Source organism: Occultella gossypii (assembly GCF_019947135.1).
In the GTDB taxonomy this organism is placed as follows: Bacteria; Actinomycetota; Actinomycetes; order Actinomycetales; family Beutenbergiaceae; genus Occultella; species Occultella gossypii.
In genome coordinates this window covers 54,820-68,048 of the sequence record NZ_JAGSHT010000027.1, presented here as the reverse complement: position 1 = coordinate 68,048, position 13,229 = coordinate 54,820, and the positions used below count along the sequence as shown (strand labels likewise).

12 protein-coding genes are annotated in these 13,229 nt (G+C 70.2%); 5 read left to right on the top strand and 7 right to left on the bottom strand.

Translation table 11 applies throughout. From position 1 onward, the window contains the following. The first annotated feature begins 9 nt into the window (after window positions 1-9). The 3 genes from KCQ71_RS24830 to KCQ71_RS24820 all read left to right on the top strand — a co-directional run bounded on the left by KCQ71_RS24830 (window position 10) and on the right by KCQ71_RS24820 (window position 2,990). Entirely contained in the window at window positions 10-978 is a 969-nt protein-coding gene (locus KCQ71_RS24830; RefSeq protein WP_223411385.1) for a carbohydrate ABC transporter permease, read from the top strand. A gap of 1 nt (window position 979) precedes the next feature. Continuing rightward, on the top strand, window positions 980-1,894 hold the full coding sequence (locus tag KCQ71_RS24825; RefSeq protein WP_223411384.1) for a carbohydrate ABC transporter permease: 915 nt from the start codon (window positions 980-982) through the stop codon (window positions 1,892-1,894). Between the two features lie 88 nt (window positions 1,895-1,982). Further along, window positions 1,983-2,990 carry an NAD(P)H-quinone oxidoreductase gene (locus KCQ71_RS24820; protein ID WP_223411383.1) on the top strand — a complete coding sequence of 336 codons (1,008 nt, stop codon included), beginning with the start codon at window positions 1,983-1,985 and terminating at the stop codon, window positions 2,988-2,990. A 169-nt stretch (window positions 2,991-3,159) separates the two neighbouring features. On the opposite strand, the gene KCQ71_RS24815 is transcribed toward KCQ71_RS24820, so the two are convergent. Then, window positions 3,160-4,395, bottom strand: coding sequence for an AGE family epimerase/isomerase (locus KCQ71_RS24815; RefSeq protein ID WP_223411382.1), 1,236 nt, complete (start codon window positions 4,393-4,395; stop codon window positions 3,160-3,162). A gap of 58 nt (window positions 4,396-4,453) precedes the next feature. On the opposite strand from KCQ71_RS24815, the gene KCQ71_RS24810 reads away from it, so the two are divergent. Next, window positions 4,454-5,149 carry a bacterial proteasome activator family protein gene (locus tag KCQ71_RS24810; RefSeq protein ID WP_223411381.1) on the top strand — a complete coding sequence of 232 codons (696 nt, stop codon included), beginning with the start codon at window positions 4,454-4,456 and terminating at the stop codon, window positions 5,147-5,149. 115 nt (window positions 5,150-5,264) lie between these two features. Here KCQ71_RS24810 and KCQ71_RS24805 read toward each other — a convergent pair whose 3' ends face one another. From KCQ71_RS24805 to serS, 6 genes are all read right to left on the bottom strand, one after another. Continuing rightward, a complete protein-coding gene (locus KCQ71_RS24805) occupies window positions 5,265-6,197 on the bottom strand; it encodes a carbohydrate ABC transporter permease (RefSeq protein ID WP_223411380.1) in 933 nt (310 codons plus the stop codon). After that, window positions 6,194-7,177 carry a carbohydrate ABC transporter permease gene (locus KCQ71_RS24800; RefSeq protein WP_223411379.1) on the bottom strand — a complete coding sequence of 328 codons (984 nt, stop codon included), beginning with the start codon at window positions 7,175-7,177 and terminating at the stop codon, window positions 6,194-6,196. The genes KCQ71_RS24805 and KCQ71_RS24800 overlap by 4 nt, the downstream gene beginning before the upstream one ends. 96 nt (window positions 7,178-7,273) lie before the next feature. Beyond that, entirely contained in the window at window positions 7,274-8,653 is a 1,380-nt protein-coding gene (locus KCQ71_RS24795; protein WP_223411378.1) for an ABC transporter substrate-binding protein, read from the bottom strand. A gap of 132 nt (window positions 8,654-8,785) precedes the next feature. Then, complete coding sequence (locus KCQ71_RS24790) at window positions 8,786-9,793, bottom strand: LacI family DNA-binding transcriptional regulator (protein ID WP_223411377.1); 1,008 nt, start codon at window positions 9,791-9,793, stop codon at window positions 8,786-8,788. A 15-nt stretch (window positions 9,794-9,808) separates the two neighbouring features. After that, window positions 9,809-10,660, bottom strand: coding sequence for an HAD family hydrolase (locus tag KCQ71_RS24785; RefSeq protein ID WP_223411376.1), 852 nt, complete (start codon window positions 10,658-10,660; stop codon window positions 9,809-9,811). Continuing rightward, a complete protein-coding gene (serS, locus tag KCQ71_RS24780; RefSeq protein ID WP_223411375.1) occupies window positions 10,657-11,946 on the bottom strand; it encodes a serine--tRNA ligase in 1,290 nt (429 codons plus the stop codon). Before serS ends, KCQ71_RS24785 begins: the two co-directional genes overlap by 4 nt. Window positions 11,947-12,028: 82 nt before the next feature. On the opposite strand from serS, the gene KCQ71_RS24775 reads away from it, so the two are divergent. After that, complete coding sequence (locus KCQ71_RS24775; RefSeq protein WP_223411374.1) at window positions 12,029-13,225, top strand: diacylglycerol/lipid kinase family protein; 1,197 nt, start codon at window positions 12,029-12,031, stop codon at window positions 13,223-13,225. Window positions 13,226-13,229 lie beyond the last annotated feature (4 nt).

Here is a 13,229-nt window from a genome sequence, read left to right as displayed (position 1 = left end):
GAGCAACCCATGAGTGCCACCACCTCCGACGCGTCGGCAGCGACGCCGACGTCCGCCCCGAGCGCAGGACGCAAGGACCTGCGCCGCTCACTGCGCGAGGCCGAGCGCCGCGCCGAACAGCTCCACAGCGGCCGCAGCGGCTACTGGTTCCTTCTTCCGTTCGCGGTCGTGTTCCTCGTGTTCCTGGTCTGGCCGATCATCTACGGCATCTGGATGAGCCTGACCGACCGCACCCTGATCGGCACCGACCCCGGCTTCGTCGGGCTCGCGAACTTCATCGAGGCGTTCGGCGACGCCCAGGTCTGGCAGACGCTGTGGCAGACCGTCCTGTTCACGGTCGGCAGCACCATCCCGCTGGTCCTGGTCGCCATGGTGATGGCGCTCCTGGTGTTCACCGGGCTACCCGGCCAGTGGCTCTGGCGGTTCGCGTTCTTCGCGTCGTTCCTGCTGCCCGTCGCCGTGGTGACGCAGGTCTGGGCCTGGATGTACCAGCCGGACCTCGGGCTGTTCAACACCTGGCTCGGTGCCCTCGGGCTCGACCCGGTGGGCTGGCTGACCGACCCGAACTGGGCGATGATCGCGATCATCGCGGCCACCGTGTGGTGGACCGTCGGGTTCAACTTCCTGCTCTACCTGGCCGCGCTGCAGGCCATCCCGGAGCACCTCTACGAGGCCGCGGCGATCGACGGCGCGGGTGCCTGGCGGCGATTGTTCTCGATCACGATCCCGCAGCTCGGGCGCACCACCTGGCTCGTCCTGGCCCTGCAGATCCTCGCCTCGCTCAAGGTGTTCGACCAGATCTACCTGCTCACCGGGGGCGGGCCGAACGGTGCCACCCGCTCGATCCTGCTCTACATCTACGACACGGGCTTCGTGAACTACCGGCTCGGGTACGCATCGGCGATCTCGTACATCTTCTTCGCGCTGATCGTGATCCTGTCCCTGACCCGGTTCTTCGGCGGCCGGAAGGAGGCCTGACATGGCGACCCAATCCCTTGTCCTGCCCGAGGTTGCCACGCGGCGGGCGATCCGCCGGGCGGACAACCAACGCTCGACCCGGCTCCTGCTCGGCTCGAGCACCACGGCCCGTACGCTCGCGATGATCGCGTTGGTGCTGATGACGGCGGTCTGGCTGCTGCCGTTCGTGTGGGCGATCATCACCTCGTTCAAGACCGAGACCGACGCGGCCAGCGCGGCGACCCTGTGGCCGGCGAGCGGCTGGTCGCTGCAGGCCTACATCAACGTCCTGACCAAGGGGGACCTGCCGATCTGGATGCTGAACTCGGTGATCACCGCGGTGCTCGTCACCGTGATCACGCTGGTGGTCTCCGCGATGGCGGGGTATGCGTTCTCCCGGACCTTGTTCCGCGGCCGGCGGCTCGCGTTCGCGATCACGGTGGCCTCGATCATGGTGCCCGGGCAGATCCTGATCGTGCCGCTGTTCCAGCAGATGCTGACGTTCCGGATGGTCGACACCTACGCCGGCATCATCCTTCCGCAGGTGGTGGCGCCGGTGATGGTGTTCATCCTGAAGAAGTTCTTCGACGCCATCCCGCAGGAGCTCCTGGATGCCGCCCGGGTGGACGGTGCCGGGCCGTGGCGCACGTTCTCAACGATCGTGGTCCCGCTGTCGAAGGCGATCCTGGTGGCGGTCGCGATCTTCGTGTTCATCGGCGCCTGGAACAACTTCCTGTGGCCGTTCATCGTGGTCTCGGACTCCTCGCTGATGACGATCCCGGTGGGTATCGCCACGGTCACGGAGACGTACGGGCTGCAGTACGCCCGCACGATGGCGTCCGCGTTGCTCGCGGCGCTGCCGCTGCTGGTCGTGTTCATGCTGTTCCAGCGTCAGATCGTGCGCGGCGTGGCCACCACCGGCCTCGGCGGGCAGTAGGGCGCACAACCCCGCCCGACGGCGGAGGTGAGGCCGTGTACGCGGCGTCACCTCCGCCGTCGGCGTGTTCTGGCTCTACGTTGGGATCATGCGCACAGTGCTCGCCACCGGCACCGGTGGCCCCGAGGTGCTCTCCCCCGCCGACGTGCCCGACCCCGTGCCGGGCGACGGCGAGGTCCTCATCGACGTCGCCGCGGCCGGCGTGAACCGGGCCGACCTGCTCCAGCTCAAGGGGCACCACCCGCCGCCGCCGGGCGCGCCGGACTGGCCGGGGCTGGAGGTGTCCGGCACCATCGCGGCGCTCGGTCCGGGCGTGACCGGCTGGTCGGTCGGCGATCGGGTCTGCGCCCTGCTCGACGGCGGCGGTTACGCCTCGAGGGCGGTCGCACCTGCCGCGTTCCTACTGCCGGTACCCGCGGGGCTGGACCTGGTGGACGCGGCGGCGCTGCCCGAGGCGATCTGCACGGTGTGGTCGAACCTCGGCGGGGTGGGCGGCATCGGGACGGACAGTGCCGGTGGTGGCGACGCTGCAGCCGGCCCGTCGGTGCTCGTGCACGGCGGCTCCGGTGGCGTCGGGACCACGGCGATCCTGTTGCTGAAAGCGCTCGGCGCGACCGTGCTGACCACTGCCGGCGGACCGGAGCGGGTGGCCCGGTGCGTGGCGCTCGGCGCGGACGTCGGCATCGACCACCGCAGCCAGGACTTCGCAGAAGTGGTCCGCGACGCGACCGACGGCGCCGGCGTGGACGTGATCCTGGACGTCGTCGGCGGCGAGTACCTCGAGCGGAACGTCGCCTCGCTGGCCCGGAACGGGCACCTCGTCATCATCGCGTCCATGCGCGGCACGAAGGCAACCCTCGACATCCGGACCCTGATGGGCGGCTGGCTGACCCTGCACGGCAGCCTGCTGCGCAAACGACCGCGTGCCGAGAAGGTCGAGATCGTCGCCGCCGTGCGCGAGCAGGTCTGGCCGCTCGTGGCCTCCGGACAGGTGTATCCGGTGGTGCACGAGCGGCTGCCGCTGGACCGGGCCGCGGACGCGCATCGGCTGATGGCCGACGGCGCCGTGTTCGGGAAGGTCCTGCTCGTGCCCTGACGGGGCGTCCCTCCCCCACACCCGGCCCACCTGGCCCGGCCGCCGCACCGCTCGAGAGTGCTGAAGTGGCAACCACAACAGCACTGTCGAGGTCGGTGGCGCCTGGCCCACCCTGCCGAGAGTGCTGAAGTGGCAGCCACCACAGCACTGTCGAGGTCGCGGCGGTGGGTCAGATCCTGTCGAGCAGGCCCTGGGCCAGGGCCGGCGCGATCGGCGGGGTCAGCGGCAGGCGCGGGATGAGGGTGGCCTGGATGGCGTGGTAGATGTCCGGCTTGCCGTTCCAGACGGTCGCGCTCGGCTCGTTGTCGGAGTCGAGCTCGTGGATCCAGGAGCCGCCCTCCTCGTCGATCAGGTGCACCGCGGCGTACTCCCACCAGAGCTGGTACCAGGCCGGCAGGTTCGGGTCCTCGGACACCCGGTACAGCGCGGCCGCAGCGCCGAGGGCCTCGGTGACCACCCAGTGCATCCGCTCCGTGACCAGTGGCTTGCCGGTGAAATCGACCGTGTAGACGAAGCCGTCCGCGCCGTCGACATCCCAGCCCTCGGTGACGGCGAGGTCGAAGAGCGCCTGGGCGCCGTCGAGCATCCAGTCCTCCGGCGAGACACCCCGCAGCTGCCAGGCCGCGCGCACGTGCAGCGTGAGCCGGCTCCACTCGAACCAGTGCCCGATCGTGGCGCCGGCCGGGCGGAACGGGTCCGCCGGGTGGTCCATGTTGTAGTCGGGCAACGGTTTCCAGTCGGCATCGAAATGCTCGGGAATGCGCCAGTCGTTGTTGCGGGCGAAGTCGTCGACCACGCGCTTGGTGATCCGGGTGGCCCGCTCGAGCCAGGCGTCGTCACCGGTGACGTCCGCGGCGGCGAGGTAGGCCTCCACGGTGTGCATGTTCGCGTTGACGCCGCGGTACTCCTCGAGCCGGGTGAAACCGGCGTCATAGGACTCGACGACCATGCCTTCCTCGTCCCGCCAGAACCTCTCGAGCGAGACCGTGAGCGCCTCGGCGAGGAGCTCCTTGCCGCCGGGCCGTCCAGCCGCCGCCGCGCTGGACGCGGCGAGGATCACGAACGCGTGCGCGTACGCGGCCTTCGTGGTGTCGATCGGCCCGTCGGGGCCCACCTGGGCGTACCAGCCGCCGTGCTCGGAGTCATGGAAGTGCTCGGCGAGGGCGCGCACGCCGTGGTCGACCATGGTCGCCGAGCCGGGTCGTCCGAGCAGGGCGCCGAGGGCGAAGGAGTGGATCATCCGGCAGGTGATCCACAGGTGCGAGCCCTCCGCGACCACGGGCTGGCCCTCGCCGTCGAGGTAGCCGAAGCCCTCGTCGGTGAGGGCGCCGGAGGCGAACGCGAGCAGGGAATCGGCCTCGGCCTCGAGCCAGCGGGTGTGCGCGGCGTTGGTCAACCAGTTCATGCCTGCAGGCTATCGTCACGACCTGCGCGCGCGGGGGCGCGGCAGGCATGATGGACGCATGAGCAGCGACGAGACCACCAGCGACCGGACCGATGACGTGACCACGCCTCCCACCGAGGCCGCCGCCAGCCCCGACGAGGCGGTTCAGGAGACCGTCGTCGGCGGTCGTTCCGCCGACGCCGACCACGCCGACCACGCCCACGAGGCAGCCAGCACGGACGGGCGGTCCGAGGCCAAGCCCGAGCGACCGCGGGTCGTGGTGGCGTCCGCCTCCGGCCTCGGCGTCGTGACCGAGGAGGGCGCAGACCCGGCGTCGCTCGTCGAGGAGCCGGCGAAGGTGATGCGGATCGGCACGATGATCAAGCAGCTGCTCGAGGAGGTCCGCAGCGCACCCTTGGACGAGGCCGCCCGGGAACGCCTTGCCGAGATCCACGAGCGCTCGCTGCATGAGCTCGAGGCGGGGCTGAGCGCGGACCTGGTGTCCGAGCTGCACCGGATCACACTGCCGTTCACCGACGACCGGGCCCCCTCCGACGCCGAGCTCAGGATCGCGCAGGCGCAGCTCGTGGGCTGGCTCGAGGGTCTGTTCCACGGCATCCAGACCGCGCTGGTGGCGCAGCAGATGGCCGCCCAGAACCAGCTCGTCGGGATGCGCAAGGCCCTCCCACCCGGCGTCTCGCACCCGGCCATGGGGATGCCCGGCCAGGCGGCCGACGACGACCGCAGCAACCACGGCACCGGCCAGTACCTGTAGCCGGCTGACTGACGCGCTGAGATCGCACCCGCGGCCTCGACCTCGCACCGTCTGGCGGTGCGAGGTCAGAGACGCAGGTGCGATCTCAACTGACGCGCGGCGCGGGCCCCGGCGGTCAGCCCTTGACCGATCCGGCCAGCAGGCCGCGGACGAAGTAGCGCTGCAGGGACAGGAACACGATCAGCGGCAGGATGATGGACACGAACGCACCGGCCGTGAGCAGCTGCCAGTCCTGACCGCGTGAGCCGGCCATCTCCGCGAGTCGAGCCGTCAGCGGCTGGATGTCATTGTTGGCGCCCGTGAAGGTCAGCCCCACGAGCAGGTCGTTCCAGACCCACAGGAACTGGAAGATCGCGACGGACGCGATCGCCGGCGCCATGAGCGGCAGCATGATCCGCAGGAACACCGACACGTGCCCGGCGCCGTCCACGCGAGCAGCCTCGACGAGTTCCTTCGGCACGTCGGACATGAAGTTGTGCAACAGGAAGACCGCGAGGGGCAGCGCGAAGATCGAGTGCGACACCCACACGGACAGGAACGGGAACGGCTCCAGCAGCCCGCTCGAGGAGAACAGGCGCAGCAACGGGATCAGCGCCATCTGCAGCGGCACGATCTGCAGGGCGAACACCCCGACGAACACCCAGTCCCGGCCTCGCCACTCCAGCACGGAGAACGCGTACGCGGCCATCGTGGCGAGCACGAGCGGGATCACCGTGGCCGGCACCGTGATCACCAGCGAGTTGATGAAATAGGTGGCCAGTGCCCCGGACGAGGCCCGCCCGAACAGCACCTCCTGGTAGTTCTCCAGGGTGAACGCCGGATCCTGGAAGAACGTCCACCAACCGCTGGACTTGATGTCCGCCTCGGGGCGGAACGAGCTGATCAGCAGCCCGAACGTGGGGATGGTCCACAGCACGGCGATGACCAACGCGACGGCACTGCCGATCCGGTTGGCCACCAGCGAGCGGAACTTGGTCGCGGGGGAACGCCGAGGCGCGCCACTCGTGGCAACGTCCGCGACCTCTGGGACGCCTGCTTCGACGCTCATCCTCGCACCGCCCTGTTCTTGGCCATCTGCCTGATGTTGTAGGCCACCAACGGGATGACCAGGATGAAGATGGCAACCGCCATCGCCGAACCGACGCCGTTGTCACCGAAGACGAACGAGTAGTCGAACATCTGGTTCGCGAGCACCTGCGTGTCGAACCGGGCCCCGGTCATCGTGCGGGTGATGTCGAAGATCTTCAGGGTCGCGATCGAGATCGTGGTCAGCACCACCACCAGCGAAGGCCGGATGCTCGGCACCGTGATGTTCCGGAACATCTCCCACGCGTTCACGCCGTCGAGCCGGGCCGCCTCGATGATGTCCGTCGGCACGGCCTTGATCGCGGCGGACAGGATCACCATCGCGAACCCGGCCTGGATCCAGATCATCACCGCGATCAGGAACAGCGTGTTCCAGGGCGCGTCCTGCAGGAACCGCACCGGTTCGAAGCCGAGCCACGTGATGAACGCGTTCAGCAGGCCGATCTGCTCCTGCGCCGCCCCACGGTATTCGTAGACGAACTTCCAGATGATGCCGGCGCCCACGAACGAGATCGCCATCGGCAGGAACAGCAGCGACTTCGCGAGCTTCTCCAGCCGGGACTTGTCGACCAGGATGGCGTAGATCAACCCGATCAGGGTGGACGCGATCGGCACCAGGAACACCCAGATGAACGTGTTCCGGAACGCGATCACGGCGCCGGTGTTCGTGAGGGTGAAGATGTAGTTCTGCAGCCCGACGGCGTTGTGCGTACCGGCGTCGTAGAAGGACATGTAGATCGTGCGGATTGCGGGCCAGATCAGCCCCACGGCGAGCAGCAGCAGTGCCGGTCCACCGAACACCGCGAGGGCGGCCCAGCGCCGTCCCTTGCCGACCCACCTGTCGGCCGCCCACGCGATCGCGAGCAGCACCGCGATCAGCGCCGCGAAAGCGATGAGCACGAGCAGCATCTGACCGAACTTCGTGTACAGGAAGAAGTCCACCGTTGGTTCTCCTCTCGTCAGTCGAGCCGGACCGAGATATCGCGCGTGGGGGCGGAACCCAGCAGGTTCCGCCCCCACGCCCGTCAACTCATCGGGTCAGCTCGCCGGCCAGGACGCCTCGATCTGGTCGAGCACCGTCTGGGTCTCCGCGCCGTCGATCCACTCGGTCATCCCGGTCCAGAACGAACCGGCGCCGACGGCCGAGGGCATCAGGTCGGAACCGTCGAAGCGGGCCACCGCGTCGGGGTCCTGCAGCAGCTCGATGGCCAGGCGCAGCACGTCCGAGGACGCGTTCGCCGGGTCCACCGCGTTGTTCGCGCTGGTCACGCCACCGATGGTGACGCGGATGTTCGCCCACTCCCCGGAGGCCATGAATGCCTGCACGGCCTGGGTCGCCTCGTTGTCGTCGAACGCTCCGACGAACTCACCGGCGGTCAGCAGCGGCTTGGAGTCCGCGTCGTCACCCGGCAGGTAGAACGCGAACGCGTCACCCTCTGGGCTGACGTCCGTGCCCTCGGGCCACTGTGCCTCGTAGAAGGAGGCCATCCGGTACATGAAGCAGTTGCCCTCGAGGATCGGGAGGCCACCGTCGTTGAAGGAGGTCGTCGCGATGGACCGGGAGTCGCCGATACCGCCGTTGACGTAGTCCTCGTTGCGCAGGATGGAGCCGGCCCGCTCGGTCGCCGCGAGGATCTGCGGGTCGTTGAACGGGATCTCGTGGCTGACCCACTGGTCGTAGACGTCCGGGCCGGCCTCACGCAGGACCATGTCCTCGATGAAGTCGGTGGCCGGCCAGCCGGTCGCCCCACCGGACTCGATGCCCGCGCACCACGGCTTCACGACGCCGTCGCCGCCGTGATCGGCAACGATCTGGTCGGACAGTGCGATCAGCTCGTCCCACGTGGTGGGCACCTCGTAGCCGTTCTCCGCGAACGCGGTCGGGGAGTACCAGACGAACGACTTCACCGACGCCATCAGCGGCGCGGCGTAGAACGTGCCGTCCACGGTGCCGTAGTTGAGCCACTCCTCGGTCCAGCCCTCCTGGGCGTTCGCGACGGTCTGCTCGCTCGGCTCGAGGATGTAGCCGTCGTTGACGAGGCGGGCGAGCAGGCCCGGCTGCGGGATGATCGCCAGGTTGGGCGCGTTGCCACCCTCGGCCTGCACCACGACCTGCGTCTCGAACTCGCCGATGCCGTTGTGGACGACGTCGATGCCGGTGCACTCCTCGAAGTCGACGAAGGTGTCCTCCATCTGGTCGGCCTCCTGCTCACGGATCGAGGACAGGATGGTGACCTCCTCGCCGTCGAACGTGCCGTAGTCGGCGTAGTCCTCGCAGGCCGCATCGCCGCCGCCGTCATCGCCGCCGTCGTCGCCGCCGCCACCGAGGTCGTTTCCGGAACACGCGGTCAGGGCCAGCGCGAACGCCAGGCCTCCCGCCACTGCGGCGCCGGTACGCCGAGCCGTCGTCCTCTTCATCGAGTTGTCCTCCTGCTACACGTCGGGAACACGACAGTGCGGGAGCCGCGCTGTCGCCTACCCCATGCAAGCGCTTACGGCGGATGGCTGCAACCGTTTCCGGCTCGGAGCGCATAACAATCGCATCACAGGTCAGATCGGCGGTATTGCAGTGGAAGAGCGCTCTACCAGAGTCGTCGGGTAGGTGAGCCGGTCGCCGACCGGCGTGCCCGTGAGCATCTCCAGGACGAGCGCGGCCGCAGCGGCCCCCTGCTCGACGGCGTCCTGCGCCACCGTGGTCAGACCCACCAGGTCGGCGAGGTCGTGCCCGTCGATCCCGATCACCGAGATGTCCTCCGGCACCCGCAGGCCGCGATCCCGGATCGCCTGCATCGCGCCGAACGCCATCTCGTCGGAGGCGGCGAACACGGCCGTGATCTCGGGGTGCGCGTCCAACAGTGCTTCGCACGCGGTGCGCCCGCCGGTCATGCCGAAGTGGCCGTGGACCAGCCACTGCGGCCGGACCTCGACGCCCGCCCGCGCGAGTTCGGACCGGTACCCGTCCAGCCGCCGCACCGGCGGGGACCAGGGTGCGCGCTCAGCCGGTGCGCCTCCCAGGTATCCGATCCGGGTGTGGCCGAGATCGAGGAGGTGCCGCGTAGCCACCCGGGCGGCGGCCTCGTCATCGATGCCGACCGTGACCCGGTCCGGCGGGCCGGCCCCCACGAACACCAGGGGCACCTCCAGACCCGCCAGGGTGGTGATCTCGTCGGCGTCCAGCGTCATGCCGACCACCAGCACCCCGTCCACCCGTCTGCGCAGCACGAACGGGTCCACCCGCGAGCGCCGGAACTCCTCGTCGAGCTCGAACGAGTACAGCAGGGCGTCGAAGCCGTCGGCGCGCAGGGCCCGCTCGGCGCCCTCGGTGACGGCCGCATGGAACCAGCGTCGGAACCACGGGGTGAGCAGGCCGACCGTGCGGGTGCGCCCGGATGCCAGCGACGCCGCCGAGGCCGACGGCGCGTACCCCAGTTCGATCGCGACCTGGCGCACCCGGGCGCGTGTGGACTCACGCACATTGGGCAGCCCGCGCAGCGCCCGCGAGACGGTCGCCGTCGAGACTCCCGCCGTCCGCGCCACGTCATCGATGTCTGGGGCCACGGATCGGAGTGTGCCCTATCCGTGGCCGCCGTGCAGGACCGCCCGCAGGATCGGCACCAACCCGTCCTCCTCGACCGGCCCGGTGTGCACGTCCGCCGCGGCCAGCGTGTCCGCATCCGCGCCGCCCATGGCGACCCCGACACCGGCCCAGCCGAGCATCTCGATGTCGTTGCGCCCGTCCCCCGCGGCCAGCGTGGAACCCTCAGGCACCTCGAGGCGCTGACGCACCACCTCGAGCGCGCTCGCCTTGGAGATGCCCTCCGGGGCGATGTCCAGCCACGCCGTCCAGCCGACGGCGTAGCTCACCCCGTGCAGGCCGCTGCGCTCCACGAGGTCGTGGAAGTCGTCCGCGCCCAGGTCCGGCGCACGCAGCGTGAGCCGGGACGCGGGCGCCGCACACAACTCGTCGAAGTCGACGACCCTCACCTCCCCGGTGAGCTCGCCCATCGGGAACGGTGCGGTCACCTTGAACCCGCGGCCTAGGTCCTCGACGGCGAACAGCGCATCCGGCGCGTGCTCGCGCAGCAGCCGCAGGGTCGGTTCGGGGTCGAAGGTGGCGACGTCGCTGATCTCGTAGCCGCCCGCCAGCTCCGGGTCCAGCCGGACGGTGACGGCGCCGTTGGAGCAGACCGCCCACCCCGTCGCCAGGCCCAGGTGCGCCAGGACCGGGGTGACGGCCTGCAACGACCGGCCGGTCGCGAGCACGACGTGCGTGCCGCTCGCGGCGACGTCACCGACCGCGGCGATGACGGCGTCGGACATCGTGTTGTCGTGACCGAGGATGGTGCCGTCGATGTCGAGGGCGACGAGCAGCTGCGGCCCGGGACTGAGGTCCGCCAGCGCCTCCGGCGTGAACGCGACGCTCATGCAGTGACCGATCCGCCGGCCGGTTCGAGGACCTCGAGCCCGCCGAGGTAGCCACGCAGGCCCTCGGGCACCCGCACCGAGCCGTCGGGCAGCTGATGGTTCTCCAGGATCGCGACGATCCAGCGGGTGGTCGCGAGCGTGCCGTTCAGCGTCGCGACCGGACGGGTCTGGCCCGACGGCGTCCGCTCGCGCACGCCGAGGCGGCGGGCCTGGAACGTGGTGCAGTTCGAGGTGGACGTCAGCTCCAGGTAGCGGCCCTGGGTGGGCAGCCAGGCCTCGCAGTCGAACTTGCGGGCGGCGCTGGTGCCGAGATCCCCGGCTGCGGTGTCGATGACCCGGTACGGCAGGCCCGCGGCGGCGAGCATCTCCTCCTCCCAGGCGAGCAGGCGGGCGTGCTCGGCCTCGGCCTCCTCGACCGGCACGTAGGAGAACATCTCCACCTTGTGGAACTGGTGTACCCGGATGATGCCGCGGGTGTCCTTGCCGTAGGAACCGGCTTCCCGGCGGTAGCACGCGGACCAGCCGGCGTACCGCTTCGGACCGGCGCTCAGGTCGAGGATCTCGCCGGAGTGGTACCCGGCCAGGGCCACCTCGGAGGTGCCCACCAGGTACAGGTCGTCGGCCTCGAGGCGGTAGATCTCGTCGGCGTGGGCGCCGAGGAACCCGGTGCCGGCCATGATCTCCGGCTTGACCAGCGTGGGCGTGATCATCGGGGTGAAGCCGGCACCCACGGCCTTGTCGATCGCGGCGTTCAGCAGGGCCAGCTCGAGGCGGGCACCGATGCCGGTGAGGTAGTAGAACCGGGCACCGGAGACCTTCGCGCCGCGCTCGGTGTCGATCGCGGCAAGCAGTTCGCCGATCTCCAGGTGGTCGCGCGGGGTGAACCCCTCCGCGGCGAAGTCGCGCGGGGTGCCCTCGGTGCGCAGCACCACGTAGTCGTCCTCGCCGCCGGGCGGGACGCCGTCGAGGACGATGTTCGGGAATCCGGCGAGCAGCCGGTCCAGGTCGTCGCGAGCACGGTCGGCGTCCGCCTCGGCCGCCTTGACGTGGTCGGAGAGCTCCTTCGCCCTGGTCAGGATCGTCGGGCGCTCCTCGGGCGTGGCCTTCCCGACCGAGCGGGAGACCTCCTTCTGCTCGGCGCGCAGCTGCTCGAACTCGGTGAGCAGCGAGCGCCGCTTGGCGTCGGCATCGAGGACCTTGTCGACCAGCGCGGGCGACTCCCCGCGGGCCCGCTGGCTCGCTCGTGCGACGTCCGGATCCTCGCGCAGGCTCTTCAGATCAATCACACGCACGAGCGTATCGGTCCCGAGCACCGGAGCGCGCGGGGCGGATCGGGCCGGGCCGCGCGGTCGGGGCTACCGTGCAGCCATGACGTGGGAACAGGTGGTGAGCGTCGTCGCGCTCGTCCTGGCGGTCACAGCGGTGGTGGTCGGCCTGGTACTGCTGCGCCGCATCTCCGAGCGCAACCAGCGCGTGCCCTCCCTCGGCGCGGGCACCACCGAACCCACTCGGCCCACCGGGCCGCCCGCCTTCGTGGTGAACCCGATCAAGGTGACCGACCCCCGCAAGCTGCGCACCGCCGTCGAGCAGGTCTGCGCCGACGCCGGCCTGCCCGAACCGCTCTGGTACGAGACCACCGTTGCCGATCCGGGTCTGGGTCAGGCACGGCGGGCGCTCGCCGACGGGGCGTCGGTGGTGGTGGCCGCCGGGGGCGACGGCACCGTGCGCGCGGTCGCGATGGCGCTGGTCGGCACGAGCACACCGATGGGGTTGCTGCCGCTCGGCACCGGGAACCTGCTCGCCCGCAACCTCGACCTACCCGTCGACGGCACCCGCAGCCTGATCCGCACCGCGCTGACGGGCACCGACCACCCGATCGACATCGGCTGGGTCCGGCCGGACCGGTTACGCCCCGCCCGCGAGGACCAGCCCGGATCCGGCTCTGACGCTGCGATCGACCCGGCCGTGGACCCCGAGGAGGACGAGCACCTGTTCCTGGTGATGGCCGGCGTCGGGTTCGACGCGGCGATGGTGGCCGGTGCGGGCGACGAGCTCAAGGCCCGGGTGGGCTGGTTCGCGTACTTCCTGGCCGGCGCCAGGCACCTGCACGGGCGCAAGGTCCGGCTCCGGATGACCGTGGACGAGGCGCCGGGCCAGCACCTGCGGCTGCGCAGCCTGCTGTTCGCGAACTGCGGCCGCCTGCCCGGCGGGATCGTGCTGCTGCCGGATGCCCAGATCAACGACGGCTGGCTGGACATCGCTGCCCTGGACACCCGGGGCGGGCTGTTCGGCTGGGCGTCGCTGTTCGGGCAGGTCGTCGGGCAGGGCATCGGGATCCGACGGCAGTTGCCGAACAGTCCGAGCACGATCGAGTTCTGGCGCGGCAAGCAGGTCCGGGTCCTCATCGAGGAGCCCGCGCACGTCCAGGTCGACGGCGATCTCATCGGTGAGGCGGTCGGGCTGCGGGTGCGGGTGGAGCCGGCCGGGCTGTACGTGCGGACCAACAATGTCGACGAGTCCGGTTCGGGCGCCACGTCTGCCCCGAACGCCTCGCCGTCGAACTGAGCCG